Genomic DNA, 15,770 nt, shown 5'->3' on the forward strand with positions numbered 1-15,770 from the left:
GGATTATAACGCCGGAGGCTAACTGCAGAGCGTCTTTGACCATTTGAACGTTAATATATCCGAAAGCCTGATTGTTCATTCAGCATGATGAATGACTTTGTATGTTGCCAAGCTGCCCTGCCCGCATGAGAATAAACAGCGATAAAGTTGCCTTACAGCGGTTCGCGTTTCAAGCGGCGTAGAGCAGGTGAAAAGATTTGTCTTACAATTTTGGACAGGTTGTATAAAAATAAAGCAGATATATGGACATTCTCAAGGCTGGTCCCGTATATTTCAGGCAGGTAAATACCAATCAGCAGGAGGAATGAGATGAAAGAGGTTACTGAATTACTATCAATGAATGCAATAGAGAATTTTATAAACCGTCACCAGTTAAGTTTTATCTATATATCAAGACCAAGCTGTACAGTATGCCACGCAGTTTTGCCGCAGCTCAGAGAATTGCTGGAGCAGTTTCCGCATATCAAACTAGGACACGTAAATGCTGACAGTGTGGAGGAGGTTGCCGGCAGATTTTCGGTCTTCACCGTACCTGTTCTTCTTTTATTTATTGAGGGTACTGAATTTCTGAGAGAAGCGCGTTTCGTGCATTTTGAACAGCTGGAACAGAAATTAAAAAGAGTTTATCAATTATATGAGGAATAAAATGTGCAGCTAAACGAACATGGCATCAAGTCATGTTCGTTATGTTTTTATGAAGGAAGCAGCTGAATATGAAATTCATTGACATAAAATCCAAGTGCATGAAATAATATTCATAAGTAATGTTACTGAAGAGTATCTTTTTGTGGAGGCTGAACCGATGTGAAAAGCAGAAAAGGACGTAAAGGGGAGGAGAGCCGGAAACGATTGCTCAAAGCTGCTGCACATGAATTTTCGATTCGGGGATTTCATGAAACGAAGGTTAGTGCCATTGTGAAAAGAGCCGGACTGACGCAGCCTTCCTTTTATCTGTACTTTCAAAGTAAAGAAGCCATCTTTGAGGAGTTAATCAACGGTTTCCACTCTCGCTTAAGAAAGCTGACAGAATCACTTCTCCTGGAAACCGGATTACATGCGAACGATGTAACAAACAAAGTGCTCTCTGCTGTGGAAGCTGTTTTTCAGTTTCTGGCGGAGGACAAGGATTTAACAAGGATCGGTTTTTTTCTCAATCCAGAAGCGAAACAATTGAAACAAGATGTGGCGATGGTTTTGAAAGACAACTTAGAAGCAGAACAGCGCCTTGGCTATTTTCGTTCCGAATTGGAAATGGCAACCGTGGCGGAATGCTTGATCGGCATGATTGAACATTTGACCGATTCATATTTGTTAACCGGAATCAAAGATCCGGCAAGTCTCGCAGCGCAGGTTGTCAATCTCTTAATATACGGGATGCTTCCAAAAGGGAGTGACGCAAGATGATATCTATGATCATGAAAGTCAGTTTGGCAGCTTTTATGCTCGCGGGAGGCATCATAAAGGTGTTCCGCGTGCCCTTTCAAGTGGAGCATTGGCGGCATTATCAATATCCGTTATGGTTTCTGACTGTTACTGGTATTCTTGAAATAGCGGGGGCATTTGCAATGACAGCGGGAATTTGGAATCGGTATGCAGCATTTGGAGCAGGCGTCCTGTTTGTCGTTCTCATGGCGGGAGCGGTTCATGCACACATTGTTCGAGCGCGCCAATCGGTTCTCATGACGATACCCGCAATAATCTGTTTGATTGTTTCTATCATTATAATCATTTGGGAGTCCACGTAAGCTATTCACTTAACAAACCAATTTGCAGGAGACCTCCTTCTCTTATCGAATAGAATAATAGAAATAGATCTTCATGTGTACGTTATTCGTCCGGCACCAGCTGGACTTTTTTTCATAAAGGAGGAATACAGGATGGCGTTAACTTTGGAAAACATGACTGTGGAGGAGTTTGAAGCATTTCGCGGGACGTCCGTGCAAAATTATGCGAAACAAAACATACAATCGGGAACATGGACGGAAAAAGAGGCGTTTGAGAAATCGGAACAGGCATATGAGAACATGATTCCGAATGGACGAAACAGCAGCAATCATCATTTTTGGAACATCAGGAATGACCTTGGAGAAAACATTGGCTGGCTCTGGCTGTATGCTGACCCGCACCATCCGCAAAAAGAGGCGTTTATTTATTCATTTGGCCTGTATGAAGCTTTCCGCGGTAAAGGGCTGGCTCAATTGGCGCTTCACGTGTTAGATGATAAGGCGAGGCAATTGGGAGCGGAAAGGCTTGCTCTCCATGTGTTTGCGCACAATGAAACAGCCGTCCACCTTTATCAGAAAATGGGGTATATCATGACAAATATCAAAATGCGGAGACAGCTGGTCTAGCAGGTGAAAATGCGGCCTGCTTAGCGGACGCGTTTAGTCCGAGATTGTTGAAGAAGAAGCAGCGTTTATCATTGGTTTTTTGAGTCCCGGAATGCCCTATGTAGCCTTTTTGCTGGCAATGTCGTTTATGGCTCCTGCAATTTTATTTCAGCCCACTGATGTTTCTGCATGCTTTGAAAAGCCGGATTGGACTTGTTTTTAAAGAATCGGGCATCACATGTCCGCCCGAGAAGTGTGTGATAGCCTTTATTACGCTTTTTGAAGGGCTGACATTCAGCTGGTTTACGAGAATAAACAAACATTTGAGCGGTCTTTAGATATTTCCTGCGGCGAGGGCTGGAGACGAAAGCTTAAAAAATACCAAGGGCGAACAGCCCTTGGTATCCCTAAAACGCTATTGATCCAGCTCTTTCATCCGTTTCGTAAGCTCATTGAAAGCCTGGTCCAGCTCCTTGTACCCTTTATCATTTGGCGTCATAAAACTGAGCTTTCCCAGCACTTCTTGTCTTTCTGTCTCAAGCTTTAAACGAAGCTCCTCCCGGTCATTTCTTTCTGAAGGAACGTCATTCAATTGCTTTTTGATGCCATTGTTTGAAATAACGAGTTTGCTGTTCGTTGTTTTCTCGAGAAAATAACGGTCGTGTGAAACCACAATCAGTGTGCCGCTGTATTGTGACAGTGTTTCTTCCAGCTGTTCGCGTGACGGCAGGTCGAGGTGATTGGTCGGTTCATCTAATATCAGCACGTCTTTTTCCTCTAAGATATAAGCCATCAGCTTGCACTTTACACGCTCGCCCATACTCATATGTTGAATTGGTTCTGTCCATTGAGAAGCGGTAAATCCCAATCGCGTCATGATATTCTGCACGTTTCCTCTCGCCTCGAACGTGTCTTGATAAAATAACTCCTCCGGTGTTTGTTCTAAAGGCAAATCAAATACTTCCTGTGTTAAATAACCGATTTTTGCTGATGGTGATATCCACACCTTTCCCTCAGCCGTTTCCTGTCCAAGAATGACTTTCAATAAGGTTGTTTTTCCGCAGCCGTTCGGGCCTGTAATGGCAACCTTTTCTCTGTGCTGAATCGTAAAGCGGGCGTTTTGAAACAGTGTCTTTTCGCCAAATGACTTCGTCAGGTTTTGAACCTCTAAAAACCGTTTTCCTGTTTTATGAGTTGTATCAATTGAAAAACGAACAGTATATTCCGGGTCGACAGGCTCAGCCTTTGTCTTTTCGAGTTCTTTTTCAAGCCGCTTTTGTTTCGATTTGATCTGGGCATCTGTGCGCTTTGCTTTTACACGATGATATTCTTTAAACCCTTCCTTTTTCGTCGATTGTGCGTGGGCTTTTTCCGACCATGAAGTGAGTTCTGTCATTTGTGCTTCAATCCGTTCAATCATTTTCTGCTGTTTTTCATATTCGCGCTGCTGTGTCAGTCTTTTTTCTTTCCGGAACTTCATGTAACCAGAGTAATTCCCTTTGTATTCAGTCAGCGTGTGGTCCTCGATTGACCATATTTTCGTGGCAGCTTCATCTAAGAAATACCGATCGTGCGAAACGAGAATGACAGTGCCGCTAACATTTTTCAGCTGCTGAATGAGAAATTGCAAGCTTATGTCATCAAGATGGTTTGTCGGTTCATCCAGCAGGAAAAGGTCTGCATCCTCCGATAGCCCTTTTGCCAGCCGTGCTTTCAGTTTTTCTCCGCCGCTTAACTGGCTGAAATCACGGGCTGGCACGTGCCATTTCTCCAGCAGTTTCACTTCGGCAGGTGTCTGATTCTCAAAGGAATACGATTCAGTTTCCTGTTCAACCAGCACCTTTTTTAAGCCGTGCTGCATCCATTGGATTTGTCCCTGTGACGGAGTTAAGTCCTTGTTGATGAGGTGAAGCAGCGTCGATTTTCCAGCCCCGTTTTTGCCGATAATCCCAATGATATCTCCTTGCTGAACACTGGCATTTACGTTTTTAAAAACGGTAAGATCCTTCACTTCATAGCTGACGTTTATTAGTTTTAATTGTTCTTTCATCTATATCCCTCGCTTTAAGGGAGAACAAAAAAATCCTCCCAAATGTTTTGGAAGGATTAGCCGTGCCTTTGCCATGATTAAATAAGCTATTCTTCAGAATAGCGCGTACGTATATAGAAAATGGGCAGACTAATCCTATTTTTTTATGATTTGAAATATGCGATTTCAATCGTTAAAAATAAGATTAGTTAATCATTGTCCACCCATCATCCCTTCTCAATTTATTACAAACAATATAGCATATTTTTCAATTAGAAAGCAAAGGTCATTTTCATCAAAAAAGCTCCTGCTCTCATTTCTGAGGCAGGAGCCGCGAATCTTATTGATGCTTCGCTTTTCTTACTTTATAGATCACAATCAGCAAAATAAACCAAACCGGTGTAACAAATAAGGAAACCCGAGTATCCTGTGCTAATGCCAGTACAACAAGGACAAACGCCAGGAAAGCCAAAATTAAGTAATTTGTAAATGGATAAAGCGGCAGCTTAAATTTGTTTGCTTTCGCCAATTCAGGTCTTGTTTTACGGTATTTCATATGGCAGATAACAGTAATTCCCCAAATATAGATAAAACATACGGTGGAAATACTTGTGATCAAGGTAAATACGCCTTCCGGCATGATGTAGTTCAATGTGACACCGATTAAAATCACGATAGCTGAAAAGAACAATGCATTTCTGGGTACCTTGCGCGGTGTCAGTTTCGCCATTGATTCCGGCGCATTTTTGTCTTTCGCCAGTGAATAGACCATGCGGCTTGTACTGAATACAGCGCTGTTGCAGGCTGAGGCAGCTGACGTTAATACAACAAAGTTAATAATGCTTGCCGCACCGACGATGCCGACTGCAATAAAGACCTGTACGAATGGGCTTTCGCTAGGATTGATGACATCCCATGGATAGATGCTCATAATCACAAGAAGCGCCCCAATATAGAAAAGCAGCACCCTTACAGGGATATTGTTGATTGCTTTAGGGATGACTTTTTCAGGGTTTTCTGTTTCACCAGCCGTAAGCCCGACGAGTTCAATGCCGACAAAGGCAAACACAACCATCTGGAACGAGAGGATAAACCCGTGTATTCCATTCGGGAACATACCTCCGTGGCTCCAGAGATTTGAGAAACTGGAAACACCTGAACTTGTGGAAAAGCCTTTGAAAATCATAAAAAGACCGATCACAATCAGCGCCAAGATGGCAATGACTTTAATTAATGCAAACCAGAATTCCAATTCTCCAAACAGCTTGACGGTAGCCAGGTTCATAATCAGTAAAATAATAAGAGCGATTAAGCCCGGAACCCATTGCGGCACACCGGGAAGCCAATACTGGGTATATAGCCCGACCGCAGTTAAATCGGCCATCGCGATTGAAATCCAGCAGAACCAGTAGGTCCAGCCTGTGATAAATGCGGCCATATCGCCTAAATAATCTTGAACAAAATCAACAAAAGAGTGATAGTTCAGATTAGACAACAGCAGTTCTCCAAGCGATCTCATAATTAAAAAGCAAATGATCCCTGTGATCATGTAAGCAAATAAAATTGACGGCCCTGCAAAGTGTATCGATTTTCCCGAGCCGAGAAACAGGCCTGTCCCAATGGCTCCGCCGATCGCAATAAGCTGGATGTGCCTGTTTTTCAGGCCTCTCGACAGTTTCTGCTGATTTATATTAGGATCTTGCGTCATGTCGTCTGTCACTTTGTGTGTTCCTCCATTGAAAATTGTTTAAACATGTTTTTAGATACTATTATAACACTAAAATTTCTATCTTTTTTACTATACAGGAAATATGGAAGGAAATTTTAAGGTTTATCAATTCATCACAAGATACGAAAAAAGCGGCTCAATCGTGGGAGCCGCTTTTGTTTACGCCATTTTATGCTTTTTTCATATACAGATAAAGGCCATAATCAGTCGGAGCAGATGCGTACCCTATCTGACGCAGCATCGCTGTTATGTTGCCTCGGTGATATGTCCCGTGATTTACAACATGCGGCACCAGTTCAGAAGCAGTCGTTTTCATGATTCCGCCGGCGGGATTTTCAATCTGAAGGGGTTTATGGATCTGTTCCTTTTGCTCGAAAAAAGCTGTATATCGCTCGGACAACTTTAGAAACAGGGCTTCCATTTCCGCTAGTTCCTTCGCCACTGTCTGGTCTGTAAGCTGTTCAGCTAATGCCAAAGCATGGTTCATACTTTTTCCGGAAAACACTTCCGCCCAGCCGAGATCAGAAAGATAAACATGGGACAAGACATGGGATATTGACGGGAACACACTTTGGATCTCCTGACGATAAACCTCCTGTGGAAGCTCTTTTAATCGATTAAATATTTGCTGATGAGCCCATACGTTATATTCATACAATTGTAATGCTAGATCAGACATGTGAATTTTCCCCTTTCGCGTTTATCGTTTCTATTGTATACGAACAAACATTCTTTAGGGAGTTTTCTGTGAATAAAATGTATTGACAGAACATAGTTTAGGGGGATAAACTATGTAGCATCAATCGAAAGTTTAGGGGTGTAAACTAAAGTGCAGGAGGAAAGACGTTGAATGAACAGAAGCTATGCCAAGCGATCAATCTTTTCGTGGAAGTTTTACTTGAAGGTACAGAGTTTGTACATCATGAAGTCGATCAGGATGTATTCAAACACATCTCCAGAGAACAGGCCGACCTGTTAAAAATTTTAAAAGTCAAGGGCCCATCTTCTCCCGGCAGCCTGGCCATGTATCAAAACGTGCATAAGAGCGCGATTTCTAACCGATTGAAGAAGCTGCTGGAAAAGGGATTGGTTGAGTGGGATGACTGTCCGGTAAAAAGTGATAAACGCACGAAACGAATCAAAATTTCAGAAAATGGTGAAAGCATTATCGAAGAATTGGATTCAGCTATCTTTCACGCGCTCAAAGAGCTGATGCACGATATAGATGAGGAGCACTTACAATCATTCATTGACATATTTACCATTCTAAAAAGCAAATTTAAAGGAGGGGATCTTCCGGAATGAAATCGATTGTCAGATTCAAATGGGCCATTGCGGCGGTTATCTTAGCGCTGACTGTTATATTGAGTTTATTTTCTCCCAACTTAACGGAGCTGGCCAATCAAAAGGGGCAGTCACAGCTGCCGGCTGATTCCGTTTCAGAAAAAGCAAATGCTATTCTGAAAAAAGCCGGAGAAAACAATAAGTCGATAAGCATTGTCTTCACATTAGATCGTGCGCTAAATAAAGATACAGAGGATCAGCTCCGCAGCATAATCGATAACGTCAAAAAGATTGATGGTGTTGAAGAGGTAACATCTCCGCTGACAGGTGAAAAAGAAATCAAAGATCAATTGATTTCAAAGGATAAGAAAACCATTCTTATTCCCGTAACGATCACCGGATCTGATAAGAAAGCGGAAAATATTGCTGATGATATTTATCAAATCGTTCCCGATGATTTGACGGCATATATTACGGGAGCGTCTCTTATCAATCAGGATTTTGCGCACAGCTCAGAGGATGGGCTTAAGAAAACGGAAGTGATCACAGTCTGTTTGATTATCGGCTTGCTGCTGATCGTGTTCCGCTCTGTTGTGACGCCTTTTATCCCGATTGTGATTGTCGGTTTCTCGTATGTAATCAGTCAATCTATACTGGGCATTTTAGTTTATCATGTTGATTTTCCTATTTCGACATTTACCCAAACCTTTTTAGTTGCCATCCTGTTTGGGATTGGAACAGATTACTGTATTCTTCTTCTGACTCGTTTCCGTGAAGAACTGGCAAACGGGCATGACAAAAAAGAGGCAACCCTTATTGCTTACCGTACAGGCGGAAAAACATTGTTTATCAGCGGGTTTGCGGTATTGATCGGGTTTTCTGCCCTTGGTTTTGCAAAGTTTGCCATTTTCCAATCAGCTGTGGGAGTTGCTGTCGGGGTTGGCATTTTAATGATCATCCTCTTCACTCTGCTGCCTTTATTTATGGTGACGCTCGGTGAAAAGCTCTTCTGGCCGTCTAAGAAAGTGCTGTCGCACAGTGACAATAAATTGTGGGCGTTTCTCGGCAGACATTCTGTTGCCCGTCCGTTTCTGTTTCTCGTCATAACAGTCATCATCACGCTCCCGTTCATTTTGACCTATGATGACCAGATTTCATTCGATTCAACGGCGGAAATCAGCAGCGGTTACAAATCTATCAAAGGTCTTGAAGCCATTAAGGATGGGTTTGGTGAAGGAAAAGCATTTCCGGTGAATGTGGTGATAAAAGGAGACAAGGATCTCACTACCGCTAAGACGATCCCTTATCTCGGAAATATCAGCAAAGCCATTGAGAAAGTCGAACATGTTGATTCCGTCATGACCATCACCCAGCCGACGGGTGAAAAAATCAAAGATTTATATATTGATAAACAGCTAGGCTCTGTGTCAGACGGACTGGATAAGACAGTAAAGGGGATTGCTGATGTCCAAAGCGGGTTAACGGATATTGAAGATGGGCTGAATCAAATGTCCGGGCAAACCGGAACGGCCGCGAATGGCAGCTCCGAAGACTCACTGTCAGATGCAGCTGACGGTTTGGGAAAAATCAATCAGCAGCTGCAGCTTGTCAGCAAACAGCTTTCTCAAACCGGCAATACCGCACAGGCGGTGCCGCAGCTCACAGCAATCAGCGGACAGCTTGGACAAATTCAAACCGGACTTGAGCAAGCAAATGAGCAGCTTTCAGGCCAGCAGAAACAGGCCGGAATGCTGACAGAAAGCCTGAATCAGCTTGCCGAAGGTGTGAAGAGCGCAAATAATGGACTGACAAAAATCACCGACGGGATTACGGCATCCAGTGATATGTTAGAGGGCATGAGCAAAAGCTCAACCGTTCGGGATACGGGGATTTTTATTCCTGATCAAGTCCTGAAAGATAAGGATTTTAAGAAATCAATTGATCGGTATTCCTTTGCAGACGGCAAGGGAGTGCAATTAAGCGTCGTCTTGGATTCAAACCCATATTCAGAACAAGCGATTACGACCATAAATCAGATCAAAAAAGCGGTAGCCGGCGAAGTCGGCGGCACGCCTCTGGAGGACACTCAAATTGTTTACGGCGGGGTAACGAGCGTCAATGCCGATTTAAAAGAGCTGTCTACAACGGATTTCTCCAGAACGATGGTCATCATGATTCTCGGGCTGTTTATCGTTTTGACAATCTTGTTCCGTTCAATGGTGATGCCGATTTATATGATCGCTTCACTGCTGCTTACGTATTACACTTCAATATCAATGACGGAATTGATTTTTGTGAATATCTTGGGCAATGATGGAGTCAGCTGGGCGGTACCGTTCTTCAGTTTTGTCATATTGATCGCGTTAGGGGTAGATTACTCGATCTTCCTGCTTGACCGCTTTAAAGAAGAGGTTCAGCTTGGCATTCATCAAGGTGTCATCAGGTCAATGAGCAAAATGGGCTCTGTCATCATCACCGCTGCTATTATTTTGGCCGGTACATTCGCGGCGATGATGCCATCAGGTGTTAATACGCTGATGCAGGTGGCAAGTGTCGTCATTATCGGGCTGCTGCTATACGGCCTTGTCATTCTTCCGCTCTTGATGCCGGCAATCATTGTGACATTTGGAGAAGGAAACTGGTGGCCGTTTGGCAGAAAGAAAAACAAAGAATAGAAAAAAAGAGTGGTGACAATTCATTTGTTCATCACTCTTTTTTGTAAATGTAAAAGGCACGTTTTTCACCTGTCAGCAAGCAATGGAGGAAAAGGGGAGAATCATCAACTTTTCTACATCTGTTATCGGTCAAATGTTTCTGACGTACAGCATATACGGGAACAAAAGGCGCTTGAGCAATTCACCCGTCAGCTTGCCAAAGAATTAGCCATGAAACAAATCACCATTAATGCGGTACCAGAAGATATCGCAAATGTGATTGAATTTTTAACGAGCGAACAATCCCAATGGATCACAGGCCAGACGATCCGGGTGAACGGCTGATTTATTTAAAATGAAAAAGCTCCCAAGAGTCATTCTTGGGAGCTTTGTTTTATTTCCATTCTGCAATGGTATCAATCGGCAGACGGTAGGAAGCGTATCCTTCGTCCGCAGCTTTTCCGATGGAAAGAAGCATAACAGGCACATAACGCTCTTTGTCTAGTCCGAAGGCTTCCGCGATGTTTTCTTTATCGTAGCCGCCGATCGGGTTTGTGTCATAGCCGTGCGTGCGTGCAGTCAGCATAAGCTGCATAGAAACAAGGCCGCCGTCAATCAGGATCGTTTCACGGTTTACCTGTGCAGGAAGCTTTTCAAAATGAGCAGTCAGGGCAGCGATTTGTCTGTCTTTGACCTCCTGCGGCATGTAACCGAGCTCCACGGCTTTTGAATAGATTTCTTCTAAGTAGTCTGCATTGTTCATGTCTGCAAATACAGCAATGACGGCAGATGATGTTGTGACTTGAGTTTGGTTAAAGCTTGCTAGCGGCGCGAGCTTCTCTTTTCCTTCCGGGCTGTCGATGACGAGAAAACGCCATGGCTGCGCGTTGACAGAGGATGGCGCAGTTGTAGCTTCCTCTAGGATTTCTGTCATCTCTTCTTTGCTGATTTTCACTGTCGGATCATAATTGCGAATGGAACGGCGTCCTTTCATAATTTCCATAAAATCGTTTGTTTTGATCATGTTGATACACTCCTTTTAAGCTTCAATATTATCTATATTGTTTCGCATGCGCGCCAGCACATCAATGAGCAGGCGGCGTTCTTCTGCGCTTACATTTGCGAGCATTTCCTTCATGAAACGCTCCTTTTCCTTCTTAGAAGACTCAATTCGCTCTCTTCCTTGGTCTGTTAACCGAACAAGGGTGATGCGGTTGTCTTCGGGCTTGCGCCGTCTTGATACCATGCCTTTGGCTTCAAGCTGTTTTAGGTGTCTTGTGACGGCCGCGCTGTCGATATTGACTTTCTTTTGAAGGTCGCTTTGACTGATCTCATCCGCATGATAAAGCAATGTCAGCAATTCCAAACGAGATTGGCTGATGCCCGTGCATGCCTCGAACTTCACGCCAATCACTTTGTTCACGCCTTGCAGCTGATATAAAATCTCGGCTTCCTCAGAACAAAATGATGCCAAAACCCATCCCTTCTTTCTTGTCAAAAAAATAATTGATATATCAATGATTGACACGTCAATTAATATACAACGATTGATTTCAATTTGCAAGCCATTTGCACATTTGAAAAACCTCCCAACATATAAGGTGGGAGGTTCTTGTTATCCTTGCGGCTCAGGATAAAACATCAGCAGAAAAAAGCTGGCCGTTTTCTGTGATGAATTGATGTAGCTGTGCGGCGTGGATCCCGTAAACTGCATGGCGTCTCCTGGTACCAGCGAATGCTCCTGATCCTGCAGATTGACGGTTAACTCGCCTTCTTTGATTAAAATGTATTCTTCTCCTAAATGTGTTTTTGCTTCATGTATGCATCCCGGTTTCAGATCGACAACATAAATTTCAAACTTTGTTTCAGGATTGTAGGGAAAAAAGGGGTAAACAATGTAGTTTTCTTCATTATCTGTAACAGGTTCAATATCTTTAAGATTAATTTTTTTTACTTTCGGCTTGTCTTCTTTCAGAAAAACAGAAAAAGATACCTGCAGCCCATTTGCGATCTTCCAGAGAGTGGTGACAGTCGGGGTCGATTTTTCTTTCTCAATTTGTCCGAGCATCGCTTTGCTGACGCCCGTTAACTCAGAAACTTGATCAAGAGTCAGGTTTCTGCTTTTTCTGAGTTTGACAAGATTCTTTGCGATAATGGCTTGGATATCATCCATACATGTATCTCCTTACGTCATATTCGCTTCATTATAACATATTAAAATCAGCTATTACATACAGTTGTAAGCTATAGCATATATGTGTATAATATGTTGGACGAGGAGGAGAAACAGAATGATATCAGAGAAAGAAATCACTCATGCCCCAACTTGCGAGCCATCGTTCTTACAAGGGTTTAAAGATTGTGTCCCGACGCTGATCGGCTATATCAGTATAGGTTTGGCTGCCGGAATCGTGGGGATTGCCTCGCATTTAAGCGTCCTTGAGATTACGCTGTTGTCAGGTTTGGTTTTTGCCGGCGGCTCCCAGTTCGTTATCTGTGCTTTGTTAGCAGCGAACAGTCCGATGTCCGCTATTATCCTGACAACGTTTATCGTGAATTTACGCAATTTTCTATTAAGTGCCGCGCTTGCTCCTCATTTTTCAAAGTATTCGCTAGTGAAAAATGTGGGGATCGGCATGATGGTGACAGATGAGTCATTCGGTGTTGCTTCAAATAAGATTGTAAAAAAAGAACCAATTAGTGATCGATGGATGTTCGGTTTAAATCTCACTGCATATGCGTGCTGGGTGCTCTCTTGTGTGGCAGGGGCAGTCTTTGGTAAATGGATTACCGATCCGGAAACGTTCGGACTCGATTTTGCGGTGACGGCTATGTTTTTAGCACTGCTGATTTTGCAGATGGAACATGTTGTGCCTGCAAAGATTAAACACTATGTATCTCTCATTATTTATATGGTGATTGGGATGATTGTTTTCTCTTTCTTTATGCCGTCACATCTCGCTGTGATCATCTCAACGATCATCGTAGCGACAATCGGGGTGGTGACAGATAAATGAGCATAAATACATACATCCTGATGGTGATTATCGGCTGCGCGCTGGTTACAATGATTCCCCGCGTAATTCCATTTTTAGTTGTACGGAATATTTCCTTGCCGGAGCCTGTGCTGAAATGGCTCTCCTATGTGCCGGTTTGTATATTGACGGCACTTGTTGTGAAGGATTGCATGATTCAATCCAATGATTCTCTGAAATTGAATTGGCAGGCAGCAGTTGTATTGATTCCTACTCTATTGATTGCACTGAAAACAAAAAGTTTATCTATGACAGTCATCAGCGGTGTTGTTCTTATGGCCGGCTTGCGCTTATGGGTATAAAACAGCTGCTTACATCAAAACTCACGATATCAGGGGGGCAGACCCTGGTATTTTTTGTGTCTCTGATTCAATCTTTAAGCGGCTTTCACTGGCTGAAAGTTATGGTACAATATACAAATGTTTTACAGCTTCAATCAATTGTTGGAGTGACATCTGTTTCAGATAAATAATAGATTGAAGGGAAGGTTTTGATAGGATGCTGCAAAATCCAACTGGAAAAGAGCGTTTGGCATTGGCATTTCTGCTCGGTATGCTTGCTATATTGGGCCCGCTTAATATAGATATGTATTTGCCTAGTTTTCCTGACATTGCCGATGATTTATCGGCCAGTGCCTCGCTTGTACAGTTAAGTTTAACAGCCTGTCTGATCGGGCTTACCATCGGCCAGGTGATTGTCGGGCCGGTCAGTGATGCGCAGGGAAGACGGAAACCGCTATTAATCTGTATTTTCTTATTTGCGTTATCTTCTCTGTTCTGTGCGCTTTCACCAAACATTACAACACTGGTGGCAGCCCGTTTTTTACAGGGAATTACGGCCTCTGCAGGACTTGTGCTGTCTCGGGCAATCGTGCGGGATGTGTTCACAGGGAGAGAGCTTTCTAAATTTTTCTCACTGTTAATGGTGATTACCGCAGTCGCGCCAATGATTGCGCCAATGACAGGCGGTGCTCTTTTATTGCTGCCGTTTGCAACGTGGCATACGATTTTTCACTTTTTAACGATCATCGGATTTGTGCTTGTACTGGTTATTGCGCTGAGGCTAAAAGAAACATTGCCGCCCGAAAAGCGGATTCCAAGCTCAATTGGAACATCTGTCAGAACAATGGGGAGCCTGCTGAAGGATCGTTCTTTTATGGGCTACGCGTTAACTGTCGGATTTGTTCACGGGGGAAGCTTTGCTTATGTATCCGGTACGCCTTTTGTGTACCAAGATATTTACGGAGTGTCGCCGCAGGTGTTTAGTATTTTATTCGGCATTAACGGCCTGGCGATTATTGCGGGAAGCTTTATTATCGGGCGCTTTGGCGGAATCATTCATGAAAAAAGTCTGCTCCGCATGGCGGTCATTACAGCTATGATTGCGACTGCCGTGCTATTAACGATGACGATGATTCACGGTCCTCTCGCTGCATTGGTTATCTCTATTTTTGTCTATATGATTACGATCGGCATGGTTCTGACGAGCACGTTTACGCTGGCCATGGAAAAACAGGGGCACCGCGCCGGAAGTGCAAGTGCGCTGCTGGGAATGCTCCCGCTGCTCCTTGGCTCCATCGTTTCGCCGCTTGTGGGCATTGATGAGACGACAGCTGTTCCGATGGGAGCGATCATGTTTGTTACAGCAGTTATCGGTTCGCTCGCCTTTTTTAGATTAACTAAAGAGAGCGTGAAGCAGAATTAATCAAAAAAAACCTGACGGCATGTCAGGTTTTTTGATTTTATTAAAATAGCAAAAGCAGGCCGGCGATCGCCGGAGTCAAAAAGATTGCTGATTTCAAGACTGCCTTTGGCATGAGATTGGTGAATTTCGCGCCAACATACGCACCACACATGGTTCCGATCAAGACTTTGACCAGCAATACATAATCAACAAATCCTTCCGTGATATACCCTATACCTCCGCCTATAGCAAGAGGGATAATGACAAGCATCGTCGTTCCGACAGAATGACGGATGGAAAGGTTCAGCATAATCATTAAACCGATCTGGATAAAAGGAGCAGAACCGATGCCGAATGTGCCGGAAAGTATGCCTGCTACGATTCCTAAAATCACGGCTTTTGTGTACATTGACACATTGCTTTGATTCCCTTGAGGCTTCTCTTTTAAAATAAATAATCTGATTAAAATGAGAATCGCTGATAAAAATAACATTCCCGCTGTCAAATAATGAAGCAAATCGGCGGGAATAAAAGATGTCAGCTTTGCCCCGAAAAATGACCCGACGGCAGCAAAGCATCCGACCGTTAAACCGATTTTTAATTGGATGTTGCCTTCCCGATAATGGCTGTAGGCCCCTGATAAACTGGTGAAAGCCATGCCGGCGAGGGATGTGCCTAAAGCTGTATGAATCGGAATATGGAAAACAAGGGTTAAAAGAGCAATAACAAAGCCGGCGCCCCCGGCACCAATAAAGCCTAAAATGATTCCGAGAAGAAACATAACAAGAATAATGAGCATATTTATTCCTCCATTGTATTCTGAGCTGTAAATGTAATGAAGCTGAGTGATTGTAGCTGAGGCGAAGTGTCCGGCAGCCGATGAGAGAATCATCTCATTGGTTGACAGTAGTCCGTCGACCGTCGTTTAGCAAACATATCGTACCGCAAATTTTGGAATTTGACAAGGCAGTTTGTTGCTTCCCTTTATCATCTGTTATATGATTTTGATGAAGAACAGCCCCTGAA

General features: G+C 43.4%; 15 protein-coding genes and 2 pseudogenes. 10 read left to right on the forward strand and 7 right to left on the reverse strand.

Annotated features, from left to right (window positions below; all coding sequences use genetic code 11):
• Window positions 1–309: 309 nt before the first annotated feature.
• The 4 genes from AU387_RS01910 (at window position 310) to AU387_RS01925 (ending at window position 2,351) form a co-directional block, all read left to right on the forward strand.
• The gene (locus AU387_RS01910) at window positions 310–645 is read left to right on the forward strand and encodes a thioredoxin family protein (RefSeq protein ID WP_059334578.1); all 336 of its coding nucleotides are present in this window, start codon (window positions 310–312) and stop codon (window positions 643–645) included.
• A 159-nt stretch (window positions 646–804) separates the two neighbouring features.
• On the forward strand, window positions 805–1,404 hold the full coding sequence (locus AU387_RS01915) for a TetR/AcrR family transcriptional regulator (protein ID WP_059334581.1): 600 nt from the start codon (window positions 805–807) through the stop codon (window positions 1,402–1,404).
• On the forward strand, window positions 1,401–1,745 hold the full coding sequence (locus tag AU387_RS01920) for a DoxX family protein (protein WP_059334583.1): 345 nt from the start codon (window positions 1,401–1,403) through the stop codon (window positions 1,743–1,745). Before AU387_RS01915 ends, AU387_RS01920 begins: the two co-directional genes overlap by 4 nt.
• 132 nt (window positions 1,746–1,877) lie before the next feature.
• Window positions 1,878–2,351: a GNAT family N-acetyltransferase gene (locus tag AU387_RS01925; RefSeq protein WP_059291873.1), complete on the forward strand. Its 474-nt coding sequence runs from the start codon at window positions 1,878–1,880 to the stop codon at window positions 2,349–2,351.
• A 394-nt stretch (window positions 2,352–2,745) separates the two neighbouring features.
• Here the strand turns inward: AU387_RS01925 and abc-f are convergent, their stop codons facing one another.
• The 3 genes from abc-f to dinB all read right to left on the reverse strand — a co-directional run bounded on the left by abc-f (window position 2,746) and on the right by dinB (window position 6,767).
• Entirely contained in the window at window positions 2,746–4,380 is a 1,635-nt protein-coding gene (abc-f, locus tag AU387_RS01930; RefSeq protein WP_059334585.1) for a ribosomal protection-like ABC-F family protein, read from the reverse strand.
• A 319-nt stretch (window positions 4,381–4,699) separates the two neighbouring features.
• Window positions 4,700–6,079 (reverse strand): amino acid permease, encoded by a 1,380-nt coding sequence (locus AU387_RS01935; protein WP_059334586.1) that lies wholly within the window; start codon window positions 6,077–6,079, stop codon window positions 4,700–4,702.
• A 178-nt stretch (window positions 6,080–6,257) separates the two neighbouring features.
• Window positions 6,258–6,767, reverse strand: coding sequence for a damage-inducible protein DinB (gene dinB / locus AU387_RS01940; RefSeq protein WP_059334588.1), 510 nt, complete (start codon window positions 6,765–6,767; stop codon window positions 6,258–6,260).
• Between the two features lie 167 nt (window positions 6,768–6,934).
• Here dinB and AU387_RS01945 point away from each other — a divergent pair, with 167 nt between their 5' ends.
• The 3 genes and pseudogenes from AU387_RS01945 to AU387_RS01955 all read left to right on the forward strand — a co-directional run.
• The gene (locus AU387_RS01945; RefSeq protein WP_044161608.1) at window positions 6,935–7,393 is read left to right on the forward strand and encodes a MarR family transcriptional regulator; all 459 of its coding nucleotides are present in this window, start codon (window positions 6,935–6,937) and stop codon (window positions 7,391–7,393) included.
• Entirely contained in the window at window positions 7,390–10,047 is a 2,658-nt protein-coding gene (locus AU387_RS01950) for an MMPL family transporter (protein WP_059334590.1), read from the forward strand. Before AU387_RS01945 ends, AU387_RS01950 begins: the two co-directional genes overlap by 4 nt.
• A 37-nt stretch (window positions 10,048–10,084) precedes the next feature.
• Window positions 10,085–10,371 (forward strand): annotated as a pseudogene (locus tag AU387_RS01955) (SDR family oxidoreductase); the annotation flags it as partial.
• Between the two features lie 49 nt (window positions 10,372–10,420).
• Here AU387_RS01955 and AU387_RS01960 read toward each other — a convergent pair.
• From AU387_RS01960 to AU387_RS01970, 3 genes and pseudogenes are all read right to left on the reverse strand, one after another.
• Window positions 10,421–11,050: a nitroreductase family protein gene (locus tag AU387_RS01960; protein ID WP_059334594.1), complete on the reverse strand. Its 630-nt coding sequence runs from the start codon at window positions 11,048–11,050 to the stop codon at window positions 10,421–10,423.
• 15 nt (window positions 11,051–11,065) lie between these two features.
• Window positions 11,066–11,559 (reverse strand): annotated as a pseudogene (locus AU387_RS01965) (MarR family transcriptional regulator).
• A gap of 82 nt (window positions 11,560–11,641) precedes the next feature.
• Complete coding sequence (locus AU387_RS01970; protein WP_059291866.1) at window positions 11,642–12,199, reverse strand: helix-turn-helix domain-containing protein; 558 nt, start codon at window positions 12,197–12,199, stop codon at window positions 11,642–11,644.
• A 118-nt stretch (window positions 12,200–12,317) separates the two neighbouring features.
• On the opposite strand from AU387_RS01970, the gene AU387_RS01975 reads away from it, so the two are divergent.
• The 3 genes from AU387_RS01975 to AU387_RS01990 all read left to right on the forward strand — a co-directional run bounded on the left by AU387_RS01975 (window position 12,318) and on the right by AU387_RS01990 (window position 14,765).
• Window positions 12,318–13,043, forward strand: coding sequence for an AzlC family ABC transporter permease (locus AU387_RS01975; RefSeq protein WP_059334596.1), 726 nt, complete (start codon window positions 12,318–12,320; stop codon window positions 13,041–13,043).
• Window positions 13,040–13,363, forward strand: a complete 324-nt coding sequence (locus tag AU387_RS01980) for an AzlD domain-containing protein (RefSeq protein ID WP_059291864.1) — start codon at window positions 13,040–13,042, stop codon at window positions 13,361–13,363. The genes AU387_RS01975 and AU387_RS01980 overlap by 4 nt, the downstream gene beginning before the upstream one ends.
• Before the next feature lie 196 nt (window positions 13,364–13,559).
• Window positions 13,560–14,765: a Bcr/CflA family efflux MFS transporter gene (locus tag AU387_RS01990; protein WP_059334600.1), complete on the forward strand. Its 1,206-nt coding sequence runs from the start codon at window positions 13,560–13,562 to the stop codon at window positions 14,763–14,765.
• Window positions 14,766–14,805: 40 nt separating this feature from the next.
• Here the strand turns inward: AU387_RS01990 and AU387_RS01995 are convergent, their stop codons facing one another.
• The gene (locus tag AU387_RS01995) at window positions 14,806–15,543 is read right to left on the reverse strand and encodes a sulfite exporter TauE/SafE family protein (protein WP_059334602.1); all 738 of its coding nucleotides are present in this window, start codon (window positions 15,541–15,543) and stop codon (window positions 14,806–14,808) included.
• Window positions 15,544–15,770: the final 227 nt, after the last annotated feature.

Origin of the sequence: Bacillus halotolerans (assembly GCF_001517105.1) — a bacterium.
In the GTDB taxonomy this organism is placed as follows: domain Bacteria; phylum Bacillota; class Bacilli; order Bacillales; family Bacillaceae; genus Bacillus; species Bacillus halotolerans.

Excerpts from the sequence above, each read along its gene's own strand:
- AU387_RS01960 (WP_059334594.1), bottom strand. The coding sequence starts at position 11,050 with ATGATCAAAACAAACGATTTTATGGAAATTATGAAAGGACGCCGTTCC.
- AU387_RS01950 (WP_059334590.1), top strand. The coding sequence starts at position 7,390 with ATGAAATCGATTGTCAGATTCAAATGGGCCATTGCGGCGGTTATCTTA.
- AU387_RS01910 (WP_059334578.1), top strand. The coding sequence starts at position 310 with ATGAAAGAGGTTACTGAATTACTATCAATGAATGCAATAGAGAATTTT.
- AU387_RS01980 (WP_059291864.1), top strand. The coding sequence starts at position 13,040 with ATGAGCATAAATACATACATCCTGATGGTGATTATCGGCTGCGCGCTG.
- abc-f (WP_059334585.1), bottom strand. The coding sequence starts at position 4,380 with ATGAAAGAACAATTAAAACTAATAAACGTCAGCTATGAAGTGAAGGAT.
- AU387_RS01995 (WP_059334602.1), bottom strand. The coding sequence starts at position 15,543 with ATGCTCATTATTCTTGTTATGTTTCTTCTCGGAATCATTTTAGGCTTT.
- AU387_RS01925 (WP_059291873.1), top strand. The coding sequence starts at position 1,878 with ATGGCGTTAACTTTGGAAAACATGACTGTGGAGGAGTTTGAAGCATTT.
- AU387_RS01970 (WP_059291866.1), bottom strand. The coding sequence starts at position 12,199 with ATGGATGATATCCAAGCCATTATCGCAAAGAATCTTGTCAAACTCAGA.
- dinB (WP_059334588.1), bottom strand. The coding sequence starts at position 6,767 with ATGTCTGATCTAGCATTACAATTGTATGAATATAACGTATGGGCTCAT.
- AU387_RS01975 (WP_059334596.1), top strand. The coding sequence starts at position 12,318 with ATGATATCAGAGAAAGAAATCACTCATGCCCCAACTTGCGAGCCATCG.
- AU387_RS01990 (WP_059334600.1), top strand. The coding sequence starts at position 13,560 with ATGCTGCAAAATCCAACTGGAAAAGAGCGTTTGGCATTGGCATTTCTG.
- AU387_RS01920 (WP_059334583.1), top strand. The coding sequence starts at position 1,401 with ATGATATCTATGATCATGAAAGTCAGTTTGGCAGCTTTTATGCTCGCG.